The 19,594-nt window shown below is 65.7% G+C and carries 22 protein-coding genes and 1 tRNA gene; 12 read left to right on the top strand and 11 right to left on the bottom strand.

What is annotated here, in order from left to right; genetic code table 11:
* Positions 1 to 81 precede the first annotated feature (81 nt).
* A complete protein-coding gene (locus ACYVAP_RS01595; protein WP_498859247.1) occupies positions 82 to 501 on the bottom strand; it encodes a plasmid replication, integration and excision activator in 420 nt (139 codons plus the stop codon).
* Between the two features lie 101 nt (positions 502 to 602).
* Between ACYVAP_RS01595 and ACYVAP_RS01590 the strand changes: the two genes are divergently transcribed.
* The gene (locus ACYVAP_RS01590; RefSeq protein ID WP_498859246.1) at positions 603 to 1,340 is read left to right on the top strand and encodes a hypothetical protein; all 738 of its coding nucleotides are present in this window, start codon (positions 603 to 605) and stop codon (positions 1,338 to 1,340) included.
* A gap of 44 nt (positions 1,341 to 1,384) precedes the next feature.
* Here the strand turns inward: ACYVAP_RS01590 and ACYVAP_RS01585 are convergent, their stop codons facing one another.
* Positions 1,385 to 1,801 (bottom strand): hypothetical protein, encoded by a 417-nt coding sequence (locus ACYVAP_RS01585; RefSeq protein ID WP_498859245.1) that lies wholly within the window; start codon positions 1,799 to 1,801, stop codon positions 1,385 to 1,387.
* Between the two features lie 462 nt (positions 1,802 to 2,263).
* On the opposite strand from ACYVAP_RS01585, the gene ACYVAP_RS01580 reads away from it, so the two are divergent.
* Positions 2,264 to 2,491 (top strand): hypothetical protein, encoded by a 228-nt coding sequence (locus tag ACYVAP_RS01580; RefSeq protein WP_498859244.1) that lies wholly within the window; start codon positions 2,264 to 2,266, stop codon positions 2,489 to 2,491.
* A gap of 128 nt (positions 2,492 to 2,619) precedes the next feature.
* A complete protein-coding gene (locus ACYVAP_RS01575) occupies positions 2,620 to 3,174 on the top strand; it encodes a dihydrodipicolinate synthase family protein (RefSeq protein WP_498859243.1) in 555 nt (184 codons plus the stop codon).
* Positions 3,175 to 3,875: 701 nt separating this feature from the next.
* Here ACYVAP_RS01575 and ACYVAP_RS01570 read toward each other — a convergent pair.
* Positions 3,876 to 4,856 (bottom strand): arsenic resistance protein, encoded by a 981-nt coding sequence (locus ACYVAP_RS01570; protein WP_443421544.1) that lies wholly within the window; start codon positions 4,854 to 4,856, stop codon positions 3,876 to 3,878.
* Positions 4,853 to 5,302 carry a MerR family transcriptional regulator gene (locus ACYVAP_RS01565; RefSeq protein ID WP_498859242.1) on the bottom strand — a complete coding sequence of 150 codons (450 nt, stop codon included), beginning with the start codon at positions 5,300 to 5,302 and terminating at the stop codon, positions 4,853 to 4,855. The genes ACYVAP_RS01570 and ACYVAP_RS01565 overlap by 4 nt, the downstream gene beginning before the upstream one ends.
* A 191-nt stretch (positions 5,303 to 5,493) precedes the next feature.
* Here ACYVAP_RS01565 and cmtR (ACYVAP_RS01560) point away from each other — a divergent pair, with 191 nt between their 5' ends.
* The 7 genes from cmtR (ACYVAP_RS01560) to ACYVAP_RS01530 all read left to right on the top strand — a co-directional run bounded on the left by cmtR (ACYVAP_RS01560) (position 5,494) and on the right by ACYVAP_RS01530 (position 11,753).
* Positions 5,494 to 5,853: a Cd(II)/Pb(II)-sensing metalloregulatory transcriptional regulator CmtR gene (cmtR, locus tag ACYVAP_RS01560; protein WP_103384713.1), complete on the top strand. Its 360-nt coding sequence runs from the start codon at positions 5,494 to 5,496 to the stop codon at positions 5,851 to 5,853.
* A complete protein-coding gene (locus ACYVAP_RS01555; RefSeq protein ID WP_498859846.1) occupies positions 5,811 to 7,817 on the top strand; it encodes a heavy metal translocating P-type ATPase in 2,007 nt (668 codons plus the stop codon). The genes cmtR (ACYVAP_RS01560) and ACYVAP_RS01555 overlap by 43 nt, the downstream gene beginning before the upstream one ends.
* Positions 7,814 to 8,461: a DsbA family protein gene (locus tag ACYVAP_RS01550; RefSeq protein ID WP_498859241.1), complete on the top strand. Its 648-nt coding sequence runs from the start codon at positions 7,814 to 7,816 to the stop codon at positions 8,459 to 8,461. Before ACYVAP_RS01555 ends, ACYVAP_RS01550 begins: the two co-directional genes overlap by 4 nt.
* Before the next feature lie 88 nt (positions 8,462 to 8,549).
* Positions 8,550 to 9,077: a vitamin K epoxide reductase family protein gene (locus ACYVAP_RS01545; protein WP_498859240.1), complete on the top strand. Its 528-nt coding sequence runs from the start codon at positions 8,550 to 8,552 to the stop codon at positions 9,075 to 9,077.
* Positions 9,078 to 9,144: 67 nt separating this feature from the next.
* Positions 9,145 to 9,744 (top strand): TlpA family protein disulfide reductase, encoded by a 600-nt coding sequence (locus tag ACYVAP_RS01540; RefSeq protein WP_239376765.1) that lies wholly within the window; start codon positions 9,145 to 9,147, stop codon positions 9,742 to 9,744.
* The gene (locus ACYVAP_RS01535; RefSeq protein ID WP_087484033.1) at positions 9,741 to 10,583 is read left to right on the top strand and encodes a cytochrome c biogenesis CcdA family protein; all 843 of its coding nucleotides are present in this window, start codon (positions 9,741 to 9,743) and stop codon (positions 10,581 to 10,583) included. Before ACYVAP_RS01540 ends, ACYVAP_RS01535 begins: the two co-directional genes overlap by 4 nt.
* 342 nt (positions 10,584 to 10,925) lie before the next feature.
* Positions 10,926 to 11,753: a C40 family peptidase gene (locus tag ACYVAP_RS01530; protein WP_498859239.1), complete on the top strand. Its 828-nt coding sequence runs from the start codon at positions 10,926 to 10,928 to the stop codon at positions 11,751 to 11,753.
* A gap of 95 nt (positions 11,754 to 11,848) precedes the next feature.
* On the opposite strand, the gene ACYVAP_RS01525 is transcribed toward ACYVAP_RS01530, so the two are convergent.
* Positions 11,849 to 12,781, bottom strand: a complete 933-nt coding sequence (locus tag ACYVAP_RS01525; protein ID WP_498859238.1) for a cation diffusion facilitator family transporter — start codon at positions 12,779 to 12,781, stop codon at positions 11,849 to 11,851.
* Positions 12,781 to 13,155 (bottom strand): ArsR/SmtB family transcription factor, encoded by a 375-nt coding sequence (locus ACYVAP_RS01520; RefSeq protein ID WP_498859237.1) that lies wholly within the window; start codon positions 13,153 to 13,155, stop codon positions 12,781 to 12,783. Before ACYVAP_RS01520 ends, ACYVAP_RS01525 begins: the two co-directional genes overlap by 1 nt.
* 166 nt (positions 13,156 to 13,321) lie before the next feature.
* Here ACYVAP_RS01520 and ACYVAP_RS01515 point away from each other — a divergent pair, with 166 nt between their 5' ends.
* On the top strand, positions 13,322 to 13,987 hold the full coding sequence (locus ACYVAP_RS01515) for a copper resistance CopC family protein (protein WP_498859236.1): 666 nt from the start codon (positions 13,322 to 13,324) through the stop codon (positions 13,985 to 13,987).
* Between the two features lie 62 nt (positions 13,988 to 14,049).
* Here the strand turns inward: ACYVAP_RS01515 and ACYVAP_RS01510 are convergent, their stop codons facing one another.
* From ACYVAP_RS01510 to cmtR (ACYVAP_RS01500), 3 genes are all read right to left on the bottom strand, one after another.
* The gene (locus tag ACYVAP_RS01510) at positions 14,050 to 15,942 is read right to left on the bottom strand and encodes a cytochrome c oxidase assembly protein (protein ID WP_498859235.1); all 1,893 of its coding nucleotides are present in this window, start codon (positions 15,940 to 15,942) and stop codon (positions 14,050 to 14,052) included.
* Between the two features lie 437 nt (positions 15,943 to 16,379).
* Complete coding sequence (locus ACYVAP_RS01505; RefSeq protein WP_193866805.1) at positions 16,380 to 16,982, bottom strand: cadmium resistance transporter; 603 nt, start codon at positions 16,980 to 16,982, stop codon at positions 16,380 to 16,382.
* A complete protein-coding gene (gene cmtR / locus ACYVAP_RS01500) occupies positions 16,979 to 17,338 on the bottom strand; it encodes a Cd(II)/Pb(II)-sensing metalloregulatory transcriptional regulator CmtR (RefSeq protein ID WP_006590980.1) in 360 nt (119 codons plus the stop codon). The genes ACYVAP_RS01505 and cmtR (ACYVAP_RS01500) overlap by 4 nt, the downstream gene beginning before the upstream one ends.
* Positions 17,339 to 17,516: 178 nt before the next feature.
* On the opposite strand from cmtR (ACYVAP_RS01500), the gene ACYVAP_RS01495 reads away from it, so the two are divergent.
* Positions 17,517 to 17,605 (top strand) — tRNA-Ser (locus ACYVAP_RS01495).
* Positions 17,606 to 17,978: 373 nt separating this feature from the next.
* Here ACYVAP_RS01495 and ACYVAP_RS01490 read toward each other — a convergent pair.
* Complete coding sequence (locus tag ACYVAP_RS01490) at positions 17,979 to 18,407, bottom strand: arsenate-mycothiol transferase ArsC (RefSeq protein ID WP_498859234.1); 429 nt, start codon at positions 18,405 to 18,407, stop codon at positions 17,979 to 17,981.
* Positions 18,408 to 18,430: 23 nt separating this feature from the next.
* The gene (arsB, locus tag ACYVAP_RS01485) at positions 18,431 to 19,522 is read right to left on the bottom strand and encodes an arsenic resistance protein (RefSeq protein WP_498859233.1); all 1,092 of its coding nucleotides are present in this window, start codon (positions 19,520 to 19,522) and stop codon (positions 18,431 to 18,433) included.
* Positions 19,523 to 19,594 lie beyond the last annotated feature (72 nt).

Here is a 19,594-nt window from a genome sequence, read left to right as displayed (position 1 = left end):
GCCAGCCGAGCGGGATGACCTGCCAGAGCAGGATCCCGATCGCGGCAAGGTTGAGCAGACCCATCGCCTTCCGCTCCATGATCACGCCGCCTCGGTGCTCGAGGTGCGAGCGGACGCCTTCGCCTCGGCGAAGCCCGTGGCCCTCAGCGAGTACGCGATCTTCGGGAAGTTCCCGTTCTGGTCGACGTACGGCGTGAGGGTGAGCCCTTCGAAGGCGACGGCGCGGAAGGGGCCTGTGGCCGGCCCCTTGGGCGGCACCGGCTGGTGATCGGAGGAGACCTTCACGGTCACCTCGGCCTGACCCTTCCGGCTCTCGGGGTCCGGATCCAGAACCCGGACCTGCCAAACGCGCAGGCCAGAGACCTTGTCACGGACCTGAGGGTCGACCTCACCGGCCCTCTTCTTGTCGAAGTCCTCGGCGGCGGTGACCTCGCCGATCATGTACGCGCCCTGGGGGAACACGTCCTCCATCTGGACGGGGAAACGAGTCTGCACAGCCATGGTTGGCCTCCTTGGGTTGGGATCAACTGCACGACCAGTGAACACACGTCACGTGACTGCTGTCAAGTGACGGATGTGAACAAGGGTGCTAGCCTCATGCCATGAGCGAGGTGATGCAGGGGCTGGCCAGCCCAGAGGGCGACGAGTTCGCGATCCCAGCCGCGGTGAAGCAGCTGGTTATCAACCTTCAGCAGCGCTCCGAGGCGGCGCTGGGGCACCGCCGAGAGAAGTTGGCCAGCGTAGAAGGTGACGAGCCGTTCGCAGTTGAGGTAGTCGCTCTCTCCACCTACGCCGAAGAGCTCCTGAAGGCATCTCGGACCGTCGTAAATGCATACGCGCACGCCATCGCTAACCCGCGCCCCAGTTTGCAAAGGCTGGCATTCGCGCAGGAGATCACGCCAAGCAACTTGCGTCGACGGTATACATCTGCCCATGTGCTGGGCGTAAATGAGCTCCTACAAGAGAGCCCTTCCATCGATGTTATCCAGTGCGTCTTCCCAGTCGTCGCCGATATGGACCTCAAGGGAATCTCCGAGAAGGTCGACCACGAAGTTTCCATGCGACTCGAACTTCGTGCTGCCTGCATGGCCGGGAGTCTGGATCTGCTCTCGAAGGTTCTAAGCCCGGAGCGGGCGCGTGAAGTACTACTCCGCGAGGGACGCGTGCCTCCCCACTATGGCCCAACTGGCTCGGATGGAGACTTTGAGTTTGAGCGCGTGCCGCTGGGGAGGATTGGCGGGGAAGTCGTCATGAGCGCAGCCGCCGACCTTGGAGCTGAATACGTCGAGTACGCCCGGCGGGAGCTTGCCGCGTACGACCGCGTGTCTGCTGATCGCTGATCGACCTGTCGGTTTGGTCTTCGAGCTACGTCGCTAGCTCGGGATCAACCGCTGTGTGAATCCTGCGTCAGAGCACGTGCGGCACCGGCAACGGCTACGAGCCGCCCGACGCGAATGGCATTGATAGCGGTGTCGTCGTCTAGCCAGGGGTTCGCTCCGGTGAACCAGGCGCGCGCAACCTCTGCACCCTCGGCCTCAGCGACCATCCTCCAGACATCGTGTGCGAAGCAGAGGCGCTTCGAAGCATCAGGCCCAGGCTGCGGGCCATCATGTCCTGCCCACTCTCGAGCAGTCATGGAATCCGAAGCTCCGGCCAGCGCTGCGACGAGCGTGACACCGAGCGAGCCGTTGAGCCGCCGGACGATCTCGCGCACCCCGACGTCGCAAACGTCGTCAAGGGTGCCGAAGGCATCGTCACGGTCACGGGCGGCACCGAGCGGTCCCACTTCCGATGTACTCATCTCGTCCTCACTGCCGATCAGCCTGGTAGGAGAAGCGTACTCCGCAGCGTGTCGAAGCCGAGGCCGTGAGAACTTTCCCTACTCCTTCAAGCGGCGGCTTCGCCGCCGATCGCCGAAGTAGCGTGCGGTCGAGTCCTCGCTACGCTGCGGGCCGACCGCACGCTGCTCCGGCGATTGCTTCGCCCCGCTGTGACCAGGTCCGTGGCTAGCTTGATGCCATGGAACAGAGTGAGTATCCGCTAGAGGCCTACTGTGACGACGGAATCCTCTGGTCGGACCGCAAGCATGGAGACGGTTCACGGGGCGCCGATGGCAGCGTGCCAAGGATGGCGTCATGGCTCCGATTAACGGCAAACCGAATGTACGGTTCACGACCCTTGCCATGAGAGAAGCTCTCGCGGCAACCCGCTCCTCGCAGAGCTGTTCCGAGGAACCGGCGGAATCGAGGAGAGCATCGACAGGGTGCCGCCCGGCGACGAGCACTACTCGGACTTCGTCGCAGTACGCGCCGCGCTCGACGACGCCCACGAGGCCGTCGCCCGCGCCATCGAGAACGGAGGCCCGGACGCTGCAGTGACGGCCGCGACCCAGGCGGTGCTGCTCTCGGAAAAGCTTCCCACGGTGCGGCGACGCATTGCCGCCCCCGCATCCCGTCCGACCTCCGATCCCGAGACAGGGAACCAGGCCTGAACACGGTCACCATGGCAAATCACTGCGAGCGACGCCCGACCACTCTCGCGGCGGGAGAGGCCGATATGGCGCAAGCCAGAGTATGCACTGATATCGATTTTGATAGACCAACTCTGATCGGAAAAAGTATGTTCATTGGCATCAACGCCTTCCCGCTCACTCCTCTGCGGAAGGACTCCCTCGATGAGGCTACGTTCGCGCGATTGATCGAAAGTTTGGCCTCGGCCGGGGTCGATTCAATCACCGCGCTTGGGTCCACGGGGTCCCACATGTACCTCGATCGCGACGAGTGGCGTCGCACGGCAACCCTGGTCGTCCAGCACGCCGGCAACATCCCGGTCATGGTCGGCACCGGGGCGCTGCGTACCTCCCAGGTCCAGCGTTTGGCCGACGACGCGCAGGAAGCCGGCGCAGGAGCCGTCCTTCTCGCTCCTGTCACCTATCAGCCACTGGGAGACGATGAGGTATTCGGCTTGTTCGAAGCAGTTACCGCCGACCTGTCGGTGCCGCTAGTGGTCTACGACAACCCCGGCACCACCCACGTCAATTTCTCGAATGATCTCTACGCACGGATCGCCTCCCTGCCCCAGGTGGCGTCGATCAAGATTCCCCCGTCTCGACAGATCCCACTGAGGCACTTGCTCGCGTCCAGGAAGTCCGCGAGCACCTGCCCTCCTCGGTGACGGTGGGCATTTCTGTCGACAGCTCAGGGGCCGCCGGCCTGAAGGCTGGCTGCGATACTTGGTACTCCGCCCTCGCCGGTACGCTCCCCGCGCCCGCGCTGACGATCACCCGCGCTGCCCTCGAGGGTGACCACGCCGCCGCGACCGCCGAGTCCACGCGCCTGAAACCGCTATGGGACCTGTTTGCCGAATACTGTAGCTACCGAGTCACAGCAGACATCGCCGAGCACCTGGAGCTCGTCGCACCCGAGAGCCTGCCCAACCCGGTACTAGGCCTCAATGCCACCTCTCGGACGCACCTAGCTTGCGTTATCACCGAGCTCGACCTTGCGCGCTGACGGAGGCCCTCTCCGAGTCTTCGTCCCCTGGTCGAGCTAGGTACGACATCTAGGCAAGGAGCAATCGTCAGCATGTGCTGACCAGGTAGTGATCGCCGGCCAGTATCGAGTCAGAGTCACTTGCCTACCTCGTGATGCATCTGGCAACAATGCCCAGAGTGCCGGGGGACGGTATCGTTCAGTTGAGAAATATTCTCGCGGCCGACCCTCGCGCGAAGGTGTTCGGATCTCGTGCCGCAGGTGCACGGTTGGCCAGGGAGTAGGTCTTCCGGATGTCCTGTTGAGGTGTTCGGCGCTGCATGGCAAACAGGTCTGTCACGAAAGTCCCGGCGGGGACAGAGCGCTCAAGTTCGAGGCAGTCGGTTACGGGACGGCCGTTTCTTTGGTCCCCGGGACGATTGCGGGCACGATTCGGACGAGGATGACCATGGCGATGAGTTCGACCAGGGTCTGGGTGACAACTGCGAATGGCGCGATCGCAAATGCGTCTGGGAGGGCCAGTGCGAGGGGAAGGACGACCAGGGAGTTGCGGGTGGAGACGGAGAACATCACCGCCCGCGTCGATGGCGTATCCAGCCTCGTGGCTCTTGAGGCAACCGCACCGATGAGAACAGCCCCAACGACGAATCCGGTGTAGAGGGGGAGGAGGCGTGCCAGGGTCCCGATCTGCGAGCCGACCGCAGCGATCTGGGAACCGATCACGGTCGCGAGGGTGATCATCATCAGCGGAACCATGGCCCGCGCCATTGCGCCTTCGATGGCTCGGCCCGACTGGTGACGGCGCGCCAGCGCCTGCACGGCCGTCGCCGCGGCCAGCGGCACCACGATCAGCAGCACGAACGCTTCCACAAACGGGGCCACGTCGATCACGCCGACGACCTCGCGGCCCGCGAAAACGAACAGGTACAGCGGCAACAACGCCAGTTGGAGGAGCATCAGCAAGGGCGCTGCTGCCAGCAGTTTCGCGTGCGCTCCGCCAGCCAGGCCTGTGAAGACGATGACGTAGTCGATGCATGGGGTCAGCAGCACCAGAAGCACGCCGAGCAGGAGCCCTTGGTCGTCCGCGACGAACCGTGATAGCGCCCAGGCCAGCAGCGGCACGATCGCGAAGTTCGCCACGAGCACGGTGCCTAAGAACCTCCGGTCGCGGAATGCCTGGCCGAGTTCGACCAGGGGCACGCTCAGGAACGTGGCGAACAGCAGCAGCATCAGCACCGGCTCGATGGAGTGCTCCAACGTCGGCGCGAGCCCTGGCGCAGCCAGTCCAAGTGTGGCGCCGGCTGCGATAGCGGCCAGGTACAGGGTGATCTGGTGGGTGTCCCACCAGGAGACAAGGCGATTCACAGTCGGGGATCTCCTTCGTGGGCGTTACGGGAGGTACAGGGCTGGTGGCGGTCATCTAGGAGGATGCATTCGCTGCGGCACGCGGCGCCGCTGTCCGGGCATGCGGTGACGCGCTGGTTCGCAGAGTCGAGTTGATTCCGCAGCCGCTGTAGCGCCGCGAGGTGCTCATCGACCTCTCGGAGGCGGTCGGCCAGCCGGGGAGCCAGGGCCTCACGGACCTGCGTGCAGGTTTCCTCCTCGACCACGACCAGCAGGCCCGCGATCTCGGTGAGCGGCAGTGACAGGGCTTTGGCCGCCTCGATGAAGGCCAGGCGCTCTAACACGGTGTCGTCATAGGACCGGTACCCGTTGGCTTCCCGGCGGGCCCCAATGAGACCGATGGTGTCGTAGTAGCGCAGCGTGGTCGCGGGAACACCCGACCGGGCTGCGACCTCGGAGATTCGCACCACCGAAGGCTAGACCTTCCAGTCGACTCGAAGGTCTAGCTCTATCGCTGTGACCTACATGATCGTCCTGCCCTGCATTGACGGGGACTGATGCACGGTTACGCACCGGCAGCAGTGGAGAGGCCGGTGCGGGAACCCTGGCTCCGGCCATGATCTTCCATAGTGGTCAGCGACTACTGTATGGTCAGCCTGTGCTGACTATTGCTTCTCGTTTGGACATCATGAACCGCCTGGGCCGTGCGATGGCAGATCCGACGCGGTCACGAATCTTGCTGACACTTCTGGAGGCTCCGAGCTATCCAGCAGTGCTCTCACGCGAGCTTGAGTTGACGCGGTCGAACGTATCGAACCATCTAAGTTGTCTACGGGACTGTGGGATCGTGGTCGCCGAGCCGGAGGGACGGCAGACCCGGTATGAAATCTCCGATCCGCACCTCACCGCGGCCTTGAACGCGCTGGTCGAGGTGACTCTCGCGGTCGATGAGAGTGCCGTGTGCCTCAATCCTGCTTGCCCGGTCCCGGGCTGCTGCGATGCGGGGGCTCTCGCGTGAGCGCGGTGACGGATCCGCAGGTGAACAGCGTCGACGTCGACGATCACGACGACGGTGACGGGCCCTGGTGGAAGGACCGCGAGGTGCTCCTTCCCGTGCTCTCCGGGATCGCGTTTCTTACTGGCCTCCTTTGTGAGTGGTCCGGCGCGGAGATACCCGCCCTTGCGTTTTTCTGGAGTGGCCTGCTTCTCGGCGCCTCAACGTTCACGCCCGGCGCGATCCGGGCACTGCTCAAGGGCAGGCTCGGCATCAGTCTGCTGATGACGATCAGCGCGGTCGGTGCGGTGATCCTGGGCTACGTCGAGGAAGCCGCGGCACTGGCGTTCCTCTACTCGATCGCCGAAGCGCTGGAGGATAAGGCGATGGACCGGGCCCGTGGCGGGCTGCGGGCCCTGTTGAAGCTGGTCCCCGACACCGCGTCCGTCTCCATCGACGGTGCGTGGACTTCGATCGCCGCACGGGAGCTGACAGCGGGTCAGGTGATGCTGGTGCGCGCCGGTGAGCGGATCGCGACCGACGGGATCGTGCGCTCAGGGCACAGCAGTCTGGACACTTCCGCGATCACCGGGGAGTCGATTCCCGTCGAGGTCGAACCTGGCGATGCGGTTTCGGCAGGGGCGATCAACAACGCCGGAGCTCTCGAGGTCGAGGCGACCGCAGCAGGGACGGACAACTCGCTGACCACTATCGTGGAGCTGGTCGAGCAGGCCCAAGCCGAAAAGGGCGACCGCGCCCGTCTCGCCGACCGCATCGCCCGCCCTTTGGTTCCCGGGGTGCTGATCCTTGCGACCTTGGTCGCGCTGATCGGATCGATACTCGGCGATCCGGAGTTGTGGATCACCCGCGCACTGGTGGTCCTGGTCGCCGCATCGCCGTGCGCGCTAGCGATTTCCGTACCGATCACCGTGGTCGCGGCGATCGGCTCGGCCAGCAAGTTCGGGGTGGTCATCAAGTCCGGTGCGATCTTCGAACGCTTTGGCGGCATCCGCCACGTCGCTCTCGACAAGACAGGCACCCTGACTCGTAATCAGCCGACCGTCACCGCCGTCCTCACTGCCGATGCAGTCGAAAGCGAGGTAGTGGCCTGGGCGGCCGCGCTCGAGCAGCACAGTACCCACCCGCTGGCAGCCGCGATCACCGCCGCTGCACCCGAAGCACCGAAGGCGACCGAAGTGACGGAGCTGGCTGGTCAGGGAATCCAGGGAGTCGTCGGCGGAGCCGTGATCACGGTCGGAAGCCCGCGCTGGCTGGCATCGGGCGCCCTCGCGGAGCGAGTAGAGGAACTCGAGACTCAGGGCATGACCGTGGTCATCGTGCACCACGAGCATGAGCCGGTCGGGGCGATCGGAGTACGCGATGAGCTGCGGCCGGAAGTTCCCGAGGTGATCCGCACCCTCAGCGAACGAGGCATCGGGATCACCATGCTCACCGGAGACAACCTGCGCACCGCGCAAGCCCTCGCAACCCAGGCCGGGATCAGCGACGTCCGGGCCGCGCTGCGCCCCGAGGATAAAGCTGCCGCGATCAGCGAGCTCTCCCGCACTGCTCCGGTGGCGATGATTGGTGACGGCATCAACGACGCCCCAGCACTGGCCGCCGCGGACATCGGGATAGCGATGGGCGCCACCGGTTCGGATGCAGCCATTGCGTCGGCCGACATCGCATTCACCGGGCACGACCTGCGCCTCCTCCCGGCCGCCTTCGACCATGCACGTCGTGGACGGCGCATCATCACCCAGAACATTGCCCTGTCGCTGTTGATCATCGTCGTGCTCCTCCCCCTCGCACTGAGTGGAGTCCTCGGTCTCGCTGCGGTCGTCCTGGTCCATGAGGTCGCCGAGGTGGCCGTCATTGCCAACGGAATGCGCGCCGCCCGGACACGCAGCCACTCCGCTGCGCAGGAGTCACCCAGCCACGTCCGAGACGATTTGAGAAAGCCGACGACCACAGGAGGACCCGCATGAGCAGGAGTGTCAAGCTCACATTGGGGCTGATCGCCGTAGCCGCCCTGGTCTTCGCGGGGTTCGTGATCTTTCTCGACCCCAAGGAAGATCAGACGGCACCCTCGGAGGCCACGGGAACCGCGACGGGTCAGCTCGTTCGAGAGGACAGCCCGCGGCTTTCGGAAGGTGGCGAAGCCGTCTTCGTGGAGTACCTCGACTTCGAATGTGAAGCCTGTCTATCCCTGTATCCCGCGGTCGAAGAGATTCGTGCCGAATACGGCGACCGGGTGACCTTCGTGGTCCGCTACCTGCCCTTGCACGGCAACTCCGTTGAAGCCGCCAAGGCGGCTGAGGCCGCCGGAGAGCAGGGCGAGTTCGAAGCCATGTACAAGGCGCTGTTCGACAACGCGGCCGAGTGGAGTCACCAGGAGACGTCCCAGCGGGAGGCGTTCTTCGGGTATGCCGAGGAGCTCGGCCTCGACATGGATCGCTTCGAGCAGGTCTACGACGATCCCGCCACCCTCGAGCGCATCGAGCAGAGTGCTGCCGATGCCGAGGCGCTCGGTGTGACGAGCACTCCCACCTTCTTCGTCGACGGGGAGCGCCTGGAGCCCACCCGCGTCGAGGACCTCACGGACCCGCTCGATGCCGCACTCGAAGGCTGACGGCCCGGCCGCCGGGACGGCTCGGGATTCGAGGGCGCCGCGCGGTCTCGGAATGCTCTTCACCGTCATCGGCGCAGTTGGCTTGATCATGGCCGTTGTGCTGCTGGTCGAGAAGATCGCTCTGATCGAGGACCCCAGCTACGTCCCCTCGTGCAGCCTCAATCCAGTGCTCTCCTGCGGCTCCGTGATGGACACCCCGCAGGCCTCAGCTTTCGGCATCCCGAACCCGATCCTCGGCATCGCCGGCTTCGCGGCCGTTCTCGCCCTCGGATTCGCGTTCCTCGCCGGCGCCCGTGTGGCGCGCTGGATGAGTGTTCTCATCCAGGCAGGCGTGACCTTCGCGGTGCTCTTCGTGCAGTGGCTGATCGGACAGAGCCTGTACGAGATCGGGGCACTGTGCCCCTACTGCATGGTTGTGTGGGTAGTGACCATCCCGCTGTTCTGGTTCACCACTCTCCACCATCTCCGCGCTCTGGCAGAGACCTCCACTCCGGCCGTGCGGCGGGCGGTCCGTCTCGTGATCGAGTTCCGCGTCCCGCTCCTTGTGGCCTGGTACCTCGTGATCCTGACACTCATCGCCGTGAGGTTCCGGGACTACTGGTCCACGCTGTTCTAGACACGGAAGAACCCGCATCCTGCCCCTCTCACCCGTCCCCTCTCGATCACCTTGAAGGAGCGAGCACATGCGCGCCCACCCCCGGCGACGGATTCTGTACGCCACCGGTTTCATGGCCGCTACCGGTCTGTTCACTGCCTGCGGCAGCACTGACACCGGCGATCGCTACGACTCCGAGGACGCCGGATACGTCTCCGGCAACGGTGTGACCACAGAGATCGCTCCCGCCGATCGCACAGAACCCGTCGAGTTCACCGGGACCAGCTACGACGGTGCACGATTCGACTCCAGAGACCACTGGGGATCGGTGCTGGTGGTCAACGTCTGGTACGCCTCCTGCCCGCCATGCCGGGTGGAGGCACCGGATCTGCAGGCCATCCACGAGGAGTACGCCGACCAGGGCGTCTCATTCATCGGGATCAACGTCCGCGATTCGGCAGGGCCCGCCGGGGCCTTCGAGGAGACCTACGGGATCACTTACCCTTCGCTGCCGGACTCGGACGCAGAGATCATGTACCAGCTGCGCGGCCAAGTCGCACCCAACGCGGTCCCCACTACTCTCGTCCTCGACCATGACGGCCGCGCCGCAGGCCGGATCTCTGGAGCGATCGACCCCTCCATCCTGAGAGCGATGCTCGATGCCGTTCTCGCCGAAGGAGCCGCGTGAGCGTCAATGGACTCGCGGAGACGTTCCAGTCGATCGCCCTGTCCGGGTCTCTTCTGCTGGCCATCACCGTCGCCGCTGTCGCTGGCCTGATCGCGTTCCTCTCGCCGTGCGTGCTGCCGATCGTGCCGGGCTACCTCGGTTATGTCTCCGGGCTTGCCGGACAAGGACTGAAGACCACCAAGCTAACCCGGCAAACGCCTGAGAATACCGGGACGGCGCGACGACAGGGGACCCTTTTCCGAGAGGGAACTGGGAGAATGTTGGGTGGGAGCTTGCTGTTCGTCGCGGGCTTCGCGGTGGTATTCATGGCGCTGGGCGGGTTCGCTGGCGCGGTGGGATATCTCCTTCAAGCGCACGCAGTATGGATCAATCGGGTCGCGGGCCTCATCGTTATCTTTATGGGGCTCATTTTCATGGGCATGTTCCCTCGATTGACAGGAAATGTCCAGGTGTCCAGGAGACGCCCTGATGCGGGCCTTCTGGGGGCCCCGTTGATGGGCTTCGTCTTCGGGCTGAGCTGGACACCCTGCATCGGCCCTACCTACGCCGCGATCATCGCGCTATCCCTCGACGCCGGCGCCGACGGAGGTTCTGCGGCTCGGGGCGCGATCCTGGCCCTGGCGTACTCGCTCGGACTGGGCATCCCCTTCGTCCTCAGCGCCCTGCTACTTGACAGGGCGATGGGCGTGAGCAGGGCACTTGCCCGCCATCGCCGACTCATCGGAGTCCTATCCGGGGCGCTGCTCATCGCGATCGGCCTGCTGCTACTCACGGGAGTGTGGGCCTCATGGATGGATCAGCTCCAAGGCTCCATCGCCACATTCCAGCCCGTCGTCTGAGCCTCACGAAGGCGTTCTCTCTTGCCGATCTGCTACCGGTGACCGACACGGGCCCGTCCACCTCGACTGCGACTCGTGACCTCGGCCCCATTGCGGCACCGGGGTTTGGTCAAGAGACGGTGTGACCCCGAGGCCCATGGGACGAGAGTGTTCAAGAGAAGGAGAAATCGTCGGTCGGGGTCGCTCATGGCGCTATTGGGAGGGTGTTTGGGTCGGTACGTTGGTCCCACCGGTAACGAGGTACGAGATTCCTTCCCGACGCGTCCTCTGCTGTCGACGTTGCCGCGACCAAATGCCAGACGACCCCGTGGATACATGCGGGGATATTCACGGAGTACATTCATGGCCACGAGCAATTCCCATCGCGCGGCCGGCCGCGCAGTCACCCCCCTTCGACACAGCGGACGCGCCCTGCGTGGCACCGGAGGTGCCGCCGTCCTCGGCACCGTCCTGCTCGGGTCCGCCTTCGCTGGTGGTGCGGCCCAGGCAGCACCCGCAGCTCCTGCGACCGTGCCGTCCGCGGCCACGCAGGCCGCCGCGCCTGCTGCTCCGGCGCCGACGCAGGCACTGCACTCTTCCGAGAAGCTTCGCTGGGGATCCCAGGGTGCCTCGGTCGAGCAGCTCCAGTCCGCGCTGAACGATGAGGGTTCCTCACTCGCCGTCGACGGGAAGTTCGGTCCGCGTACCCATGGCGCGGTGAAGGACTACCAGCAGGCCAACGGCCTGCAGGTCGATGGCGTGGTGGGCCCCGAGACGCGCGGCTCCCTGAACGGTTCGGCCCCCGGTGTCGGTGGTGGTGGTGCGTCGGTTCCTGCGCCCGCATCCTCCTCGAGCAGCACCGGGCAGGCGATCGTCGACGCCGCACGGACCCAGATGGGTGCTGCCTACTCCTGGGGCTCGAGCAACCCGGGTGTGAGCTTCGATTGCTCCGGCCTGACCCAGTACGCCTACAAGCAGGTCGGCATCGACCTTCCGCGCACCTCCGGCCAGCAGGTCGACGCCGGCACCCAGATCTCCAAGTCCGAGGCGCAGCCCGGCGATCTTGTCGTGTGGCCCGGCCACATGGGCATCTACGCCGGCGGCGACAAGGTCGTCGATGCAGGACGCTCTCCCGGCGCGGTCACGGAGCGCACCATCTGGGGCAATCCCACCTTCGTCTCCTTCCGCTGAGCCCAGCGACCACTCGCGGCGCGCACCCCACCATCGAGGGGTGCGCGCCGTTTTTGCTCTCGCCTGCGGTCAGGAGGCGATCGGATCCGTGGGTGCTAAGTGTGCAAGGGACGTTCGGATTCACCTCGATGTACGGACGGGCTCTCCAGTTGGATCGTGGCGTGCTCGAACGCTATCGGGAAGTGCGTCCTGACGCAGACATGGACCTCTTCGAGGATCCGCAGTGCATGGGCCGATTCGAAGCACTCCTCCCCGACGACGACGTGCGCAGAGAAGATCGGCAGATTGCTCCCGATCGCTGAGGCGTGCAGGTCGTGGACGTCCTGGACGTGGTCGAGCGCGAGGATGTGCTCACGCACCTGATCGAGATCCACACCCTTCGGGGTGTACTCCATGAGGATCCGGAGCGTCTCGGCCATGATGCGGAACGCGCGAGGCACGATCAGTGCGGCGATGAACAAACCGGCCAGCGCGTCGGCCTGTTGGAATCCGGTCAGCTGGATCACGATCGCGGCAGTGATCACGCCGAGCGAACCGAGAGCGTCATTGAGGACCTCGAGGAACGCGGCACGCATGTTGAGGCTCGAATCCTTGCCTCCGGCCAGGATGAGGATCGCGGTGATGTTCGCGACCAGGCCGATCACACCGAAGATGAGCAGCTCACCCGAGGGGACGTCCGGGGGGTCTGTCAGTCGCGAAATGCCCTCGACGGCGGTGTAGGTGCCGACCACGATCAGGAGCGTAGCCTGGGCCAAGGCTGCCAGTACCTCGATGCGAGCGAATCCCCAGGTTCTACTGCTGCTGGCCGGGCGCAACATCATGGTCGCCGCAATCAACGCGACCAGCAGACCGGAGGCGTCGACAAGGGCATGCGCCGTGTCCGTGAGCAGAGCAAGACTGCCGGTGACGACGCTCCCGATCGCTTGCGCGAGCACGATGACGGAGGTGATGGCGAAGGCGATGGCGAGTCGCGTCCGGGCCGTGCTCGGCCCGCTACCGCCGTGCGAATGGTCGTGTCCTGAGCTCATCAGAGGCCCCCGTCCTCGAGGTTCTCGTGATCGCGGTGGTTCTTCAGGGACAGGGTGGTCCCGGAGGTGCCGAGCAGGTCGTCAGCCGCCTCGAGTAGGTCGCTCAGTCGGGGCAGATCGGTGAGAGCGAACCACGATGCGCGGCCTTCAGTGCGCGCGGTGACCAGACCACAGTCGCGCAGGCACGAGAGATGCTTGCTGACGGTCGACTGGGCAAGGTGCATGTGTTCGACAAGGTCGCGAACTCGATGCTCACCGGTCGAGAGGTGCTGGAGGAGAGCTAAGCGTGTGGGTTCGGCGAGAGCATGGAAGAGCGCGGCATGACTGTCTGCCACCTCGAACTGCGGCTCGGCCGGGATCGCATCAATCGTCATACGGCTATGATATCGTCGTGTGGGGTTCTGTAAAGGGGTGGGACTGGAAGAGTCGATCCTGGGAGATGAGCGAAGGGGTCGCTCGTGGCACGTCGCTACACTCGATGCGCCCCGGTCACGAGGACAAACCGGCCCGCACGAGAGGCCACCCCAGGAGGAGACGTTCATGACGGCAGACACGACAGCTGCTCGCGGAACCACCGGGACGGCGGTGCGGATCATGCTGGCCAGCCTGGTCGGGCTGCTCGCCGCCGTACTGATCCCGCTGGCGGTGCCCGCATTGTTGCCCGCAGCGTCGGCACACGACACCTTGACCTCTTCGAACCCGGCAGCAGGCGAAAGCCTCGAACAGGCTCCCGAGGCGCTCGAGCTCACCTACAGCGATGAGGTTCTCAACCTCTCTCCGGCCGTGCGACTGACCACCTCCGCCGGCGAGGAGATCTTCACCGAGACACCCGCCGTGTCCGGCAACACGGCCACGATCGACCTGCCGCCGCTGCCCGCCGATGACTATCAGGTCTTGTGGCGTGTCGTCTCCTCGGACGGCCACCCGATCGAAGGCACGGTCGACTTCACAGTCACAGTCGGTGCCGAGCCCACGGCCACAGCGGACTCCGAATCGGAGGAGCCGAAGGAGAGCGAGGAGCCGACCGCCGGGACGGACGAACCGAGCACGGAAGACACCGCTGCCGAACCGGCAGAGGCTCAACAGAGCGAGGGCGGCCTTCCTCTCGGTATGATCCTCGGCGGCCTCGCTCTGCTCCTACTGCTCGCCGCGATCGGTGCGATCATCGTCCGCCTGCGCCGCAGCCCCGGTGACAACACCGACTGACCATCACGAACCCGATCAGGACAACGCATCACGGCACGCCGCGGCGAGCAACAGAACCCGGCTCAGTACCGCGCTGAGGCGGAACGACCTACGGAGAGTCCTTCGCTGCTCCGTCGCGATCGCGAGATGACCGCGCCGTGCAGGACTGCCAGCGTCAGAACCAGCGCAAGCAGGACCCGGCCACCAAGCCTTTGATCTCCGAACGCATCGGGGCCCCAGGTCCGCCCCATGACTGCGAACCAGTCGGGCTCCACGACCGGGAGCGCCAGCACCAGCAGAAGCGCCAGCCCAGCAAGAAAGCCGGCCCCCACAACCAGGGCCACCCAGCGCTCCCGCCCAGCGACCATGCCACCACCCAGCGCCCTACCCTGGAATGGCAGCGCCACAGCAGCACCGGCCACCACAGCGGCAGTAAGCACGACCAGTCGGCCGGGCGCGGTATGCAACCCCGCGCCGAGCGCCGGGGTCAGGTAGATCGCTGCAAATCCCGCCGCGCCGAGCAGCGCCAACACCGCCGGGTGAGCGAGCCACCGACCCGCACGGGAGCGAGGCTTCCAGTCGACGAGCTCGCGCAGTCCCGCCGAACCGTCCGACCGAGGAGCGATCCGATCCCGCACGAGATCACCGAAACGCCCGGCAACCAGTAGAGGCACTGCCACCAGAGCAAGCAGCGCGTGCTGGCTCAGGTGCACGGAGAACTGCACCGGCGCGTACACGCCCGGTGCCCCGTTCGTCACCCAAAAGATGACCACGCATCCCGCTACCCACGCCGAAGTCCTGGCCACGGGCCAGCGTCGCCCGCCAGTGCCCGTCAACGGGCGGCGCAGGTGCACCCAGAGGTAGATGACCGCGAGACCGAGGGCGAGTGCCATTCCGGCGACGTCCACACGCCAGGTCGTCAGCAGCGTCGCCAGCTCAGGCGGAGCAGGCAGTGGATAGTCGGTCAGCGCCTCAGCCGTCGAGGTGACCGGCTCAGGCTCGTCCGGCACCGGAGGCGCCGTGTTCGACAGTGCGGCAGCGAGTCCGGTCGCCGCCGCGATCAGGAAGACTTCCCCCGCGGCGAGCCACAGGAAGTCTCTCCGGCGATCCGAGTCCCGCAGCCGGCCCAGTACCCGTCGGCGCTGCCACCAGCCAGCGCCACCCAGCAGCACCAGCAACACCGTCTTCAGCACGAGCATCCACCCGTACGCGGTGGTCACAAGGTCCAGAGGCGCGGAGAGCCGGACCAGGGCAGAGGCGATACCGCTGGCGGCCAACGCCCCATAACAAGCAAGCGCCAGGACGCTGAACCGTTCGGCGACATCCCTCAGTCGTGCTCCGAGCCGGCCCGCAACCAGCACGAGCAGCGCGAGCCCACCCAGCCACACTCCGGCAGCCACGAGGTGCACGATCATCGCGCTCGTGGCCGCCTCATGGGAGGTCTGCCCCGAGGCGTGGCCCGTCATCGACTTCGTCACCAACGCCGCGAACACCAGACTCAGCGAGATCAGCAGCCCCGTACGGGACCTCACGACGATCAGCATGGTCGAGGCAGCGGCGACGAACACCGCCCCGGCAAGCTGGTATTGACCGAGCTCAAGCCGTGTGATGTACATCAGGAGATCGGAGCCGAACCGCGGGGAGAAGGGTGCCTGGCCCGCCGCCAAAGCGTAGCCAAGCACCATCCGTACGACCAGCAGCGTTGACCACACCATTCCCAGGCCCATACCGATATCGAGCGTCCGCTCGTACGCTGGATGGAACCGAGACACGGCAGCGTGTTCCTGATCAGCCTCCGACGCGGACGGCTCCGCACGGCGGGGCAGCACGACGAGCGCCAGCACGAGGCACGCCACGGTCGCGGCACCGACCACATCACCGATGGCATCGACGATCGGCAAACCCCACCGCACCACCGGGCCGGCATCGACGAGCTCCATCGAGACCGGTGCTCCCGCCATGGCGGCCGCGATCACCGTCCAGAGCAGAGCCCACGGGGCCGCAGCACCCACGATGAGGATTCTGGTGCGAATCGAGCTCACCAGCTCGCCCCGCATCGAATCCCGGAAACTGCTGCGCCGACAGGCGAGGCGGCCGTCTCGGCGTCGTTGTCTGCCACTCTGTTCGCCGCACGGGAAGCAACCCGGCGCGTACCGATCCTCAACATGCTGCCCAGTCTCCCGTTCACTGTTGCGCCAGCTACTCCACTAGCCCCGGTCAGGCTAGCCATCGACCGGTGCGCGCTGGAACTCAGACGAGCTCACCATGAGCAAGCCCTCCCCGTTGAACGGTGGGAACTCGTCGGGGCTCAGATCCGGACTCCGCTCGGACGATGCCGACGCGACGAAGTGTCCCGGGTCCAGGTTCCGGGACCGATCTATCGAGCCCGGGACCTGTGTTTGCTTTAGCTGAGTCAGAGGCCGAAAGCTCCGCCACTGACAAGGATGACGATGCCGAGACCGATAAGAACGATGGGGAAGAGGATGTGCTCCCAGCGTTCGAGGACTTCGGCAATCGGTGGGCGAGTGGCGACGAACTTTGCCAGGGCCACCAGGACCGCGACGAGGGCGAGGAAGACGATGCAGTAGGCGACTACGGCGAGAGGTTCCACGCTGAGGAAGACAGGGGTGTACACGCCGATGTTGTCGCCGCCGTTGGCGAGGGTGACGCCTGCGACTGTCCACACGCCGACCTTTTTGCCGGCGACCTTGGCCTCGTCGTCGTCATCGTCGTCGTCTCCGCGCCAGGCCTGCCACGCGGCCCACAGGCCGAGGCCCAGAGGGATGAGGCCGAAGTACGGGATGGCTGCCGAGGGCAGGAACGCTCCGGCGCCGATGGTCACCAGGACCGCGGCACCGAGGATGCCGGCGAACCCGAGGTATTGGCCGACCAGAATGCGGGCGGTGGTGCCGCGCTGGCCTGCCCCTCGAGCGAAGAAGAGGGAGAGCACGATGATGTCGTCGATGTTGGTCGCTGCGAACAGGCCCATCGCCTGTAAGACCGAGGTGAGGATCATGCGCCCTCCCCAGCTGCGTCGCATCCGGGGAGCGAGCAGGCAGGGTCGATGCACGGGGCGTCTTCGTCCACTGCCAGGGTGGCATCGACCAGTGCCGTCAGGGCCTGCGCCAGGTGCGAATCGGCGATCTCATATCGTGTCCGGCGACCTTCGGGCTCGGAGACGACGATCCCGCAATCGCGCAGGCATGCCAGGTGGTTGGACACGTTCGGGCGTGTCAGGTCCAGATCTCGGGCCAGTTCCGCCGGGTAAGCGGGATGGTCGAGCAGGGTCAGGATGATCCGGGATCGAGTGGGGTCGGCCAGTGCGCGACCCAGGCGGTTCATCACGTCGAGACGCGAAGCAATAGTCAGCATGCTCTGAACTATACAGCGCGCACTGAACACTCGGTCCCAGGCGTCAGGCCAGACTTCATGCCCGCAAGGGGAGACAGTGCGCCAGTGCGAACTATCCGCACATCGAGGCGGCTGCGGATCTGACAGCAGTGCTGACAGCAACGCGCTGGTGTCTGGTCGGTTCACCCGAGTCGCACCGGGGCCATGACCTGCGAAAACGTGTTCGTTCGCGCATGTCCAGGCGGACTTTTAATCCGCGGGTCGAGGGTTCGATCCCCTCCGGGCCCACCCTGCTCGAAGCCTGTCGTCGGCGACATGGCCGCGTCCTGTGGGGAGTCGACGGGAACTTGGTCGCACACCCGGCCCGTATGGCAGGGAGTGCCTGCCGGCTGCGTCCGCGGGACGAGCAGGGTGTACACGGTGCGAGAACCATGTCGGCGACCCATCGGTGTCGAAGCGCGGTCTCGCCCGCGCGAGTGCCCAGGCGGAGGCGCTGGTAGACGCCGCTCTATTGACTGTTCCGCCATTTGGGGAAAGGAGCCGAGAGCCGCGTTCTCAGAGGTGGGCGGTAGTCGCCGGGCCGATGGGACCAGGGTCGATGACGACCAGGGAGGCGAGTTCGATGCGGTGGCGAGGTAGGGCCGTGTCGCTGCGGACGTGGTCAGTTCGCGGTAGGGGTGAGGTCGTTCAGGAGTGCACGGACGCGGGCGTCGATGTCGTCCCGCACCAGGCGCATGCGCTCCATCCCTTCGATGCCCCTCAGGGAGGGCTCATCGGTGTGCCAGGTGGTGACCGGCGCGGTCATTCCGTCGACGGGTTCGATGACGGCTTCGCCGCCGATGACGATCACGTGGTCGACGCTGCGCAGCAGCTCGGAGGTGACCGGCTGCGGGACGGCGGAGGACATGTCCGCACCGACTTCGGCGATCGCCTCCGCGGACTGGGCATTGATGGCGGTGCCGGGGCGGGTGCCGGCGGAGTGCACCTCGACGGCATCTCCGGCGTGATGGCGCATGAGGGCGGCCGCCATCTGGGACTTGCCGCCGTTCTTCACGCACACGAACAGGACTGCGGGGCGTTTCGCGGTCATGGTGACTCGATCTCTCTGCTGGTTCATCGGGTGGGAACGGTCGCGTCGCCGGGGAAGAGCCGGCGGCCCATCGCGAGAGCGACGTAGACGAGGGCGACGAGGACCGGGACCTCGATCAGGGGGCCGACGACACCGGCGAGGGCCTGGCCGGAGGTGACGCCGAAGGTGCCGATGGCGACGGCGATGGCGAGCTCGAAGTTGTTGCCCGAGGCGGTGAACGCGACGGTCGTGGACTTCGCGTAGTTCAGGCCGATCACCCGTCCGAGCAGGAAGGACCCCAGGAACATGACCACGAAGTAGACCAGCAGCGGCAGGGCGATGCGGGCCACGTCGCCCGGGGCGGAGAGGATCGCGTCGCCCTGGAGGGCGAACAGCAGCACGATGGTGAACAGCAGCCCGTATAGCGCCCACGGGCCGATCCTCGGGAGGAACCGCTCCTCGTACCAGGTCCGGCCCTTCGCCCGCTCCCCGAGGATGCGGGTCAGGAACCCGGCGACCAGAGGGATCCCGAGGAAGATCAGCACGCTGAGGATGATCGCGCCGATCGAGAACTCAGCCGACGTGGTCGGCAGCCCTAGCCACGACGGCAGCGCCTGGAGGTAGAACCAGCCCAGGGCACCGAAGGCGATCACCTGGAAGACGGAGTTGATCGCGACCAGCACGGCGGCAGCTTCGCGATCACCGCAGGCGAGGTCGTTCCAGATGAGGACCATCGCGATGCAGCGCGCGAGACCAACGATGATCAGGCCGGTCCGGTACTCCGGCAGGTCGGCAAGGAAGATCCACGCGAGGCCGAACATGAGGGCCGGTCCGACGAGCCAGTTCAGCACCAACGAAGTCACCAGCAGGCGTCGGTCAGCTCCGATTCGCCGGGTCTCGTCGTAGCGGACCTTCGCCAGGACCGGGTACATCATCACCAACAGCCCGAACGCGATGGGCAGGGACACGGACCCGATCTTCACCGCCTCCAGTGCGGTGTTCAGGCCGGGGACGAACCGCCCCCGCAGGAGTCCCACAGCCATGGCGGCCAGGATCCATACCGGGAGCCAGCGGTCAAGGAAGGACATCTCCTTCATCACGCGCGGCTGCTCCACGTCCTTGGTGGTCGTACTCATCAGACCTCGGCACCTTCCATCGACGGTTATCGATGAGTACGCTATGTTCCACATCGATAACTGTCAATGTAA

Source organism: Brachybacterium horti (assembly GCF_054777615.1).
The sequence above is the reverse complement of the archived record's forward strand: the minus strand, read 5'-3'. Positions and strand labels throughout refer to the sequence as shown.

Coding starts and splice junctions, on each gene's coding strand:
- ACYVAP_RS01530 (WP_498859239.1), top strand. CDS start 10,926: ATGGCCACGAGCAATTCCCATCGCGCGGCCGGCCGCGCAGTCACCCCC.
- ACYVAP_RS01575 (WP_498859243.1), top strand. CDS start 2,620: ATGTTCATTGGCATCAACGCCTTCCCGCTCACTCCTCTGCGGAAGGAC.
- ACYVAP_RS01520 (WP_498859237.1), bottom strand. CDS start 13,155: ATGACGATTGATGCGATCCCGGCCGAGCCGCAGTTCGAGGTGGCAGAC.
- arsB (WP_498859233.1), bottom strand. CDS start 19,522: ATGAGTACGACCACCAAGGACGTGGAGCAGCCGCGCGTGATGAAGGAG.
- ACYVAP_RS01515 (WP_498859236.1), top strand. CDS start 13,322: ATGACGGCAGACACGACAGCTGCTCGCGGAACCACCGGGACGGCGGTG.
- cmtR (WP_006590980.1), bottom strand. CDS start 17,338: ATGCTGACTATTGCTTCGCGTCTCGACGTGATGAACCGCCTGGGTCGC.
- ACYVAP_RS01525 (WP_498859238.1), bottom strand. CDS start 12,781: ATGAGCTCAGGACACGACCATTCGCACGGCGGTAGCGGGCCGAGCACG.
- ACYVAP_RS01595 (WP_498859247.1), bottom strand. CDS start 501: ATGGCTGTGCAGACTCGTTTCCCCGTCCAGATGGAGGACGTGTTCCCC.
- ACYVAP_RS01550 (WP_498859241.1), top strand. CDS start 7,814: ATGAGCAGGAGTGTCAAGCTCACATTGGGGCTGATCGCCGTAGCCGCC.
- ACYVAP_RS01545 (WP_498859240.1), top strand. CDS start 8,550: ATGGCCGTTGTGCTGCTGGTCGAGAAGATCGCTCTGATCGAGGACCCC.
- ACYVAP_RS01540 (WP_239376765.1), top strand. CDS start 9,145: ATGCGCGCCCACCCCCGGCGACGGATTCTGTACGCCACCGGTTTCATG.
- ACYVAP_RS01505 (WP_193866805.1), bottom strand. CDS start 16,982: ATGATCCTCACCTCGGTCTTACAGGCGATGGGCCTGTTCGCAGCGACC.
- ACYVAP_RS01490 (WP_498859234.1), bottom strand. CDS start 18,407: ATGACCGCGAAACGCCCCGCAGTCCTGTTCGTGTGCGTGAAGAACGGC.
- ACYVAP_RS01585 (WP_498859245.1), bottom strand. CDS start 1,801: ATGAGTACATCGGAAGTGGGACCGCTCGGTGCCGCCCGTGACCGTGAC.
- ACYVAP_RS01590 (WP_498859246.1), top strand. CDS start 603: ATGAGCGAGGTGATGCAGGGGCTGGCCAGCCCAGAGGGCGACGAGTTC.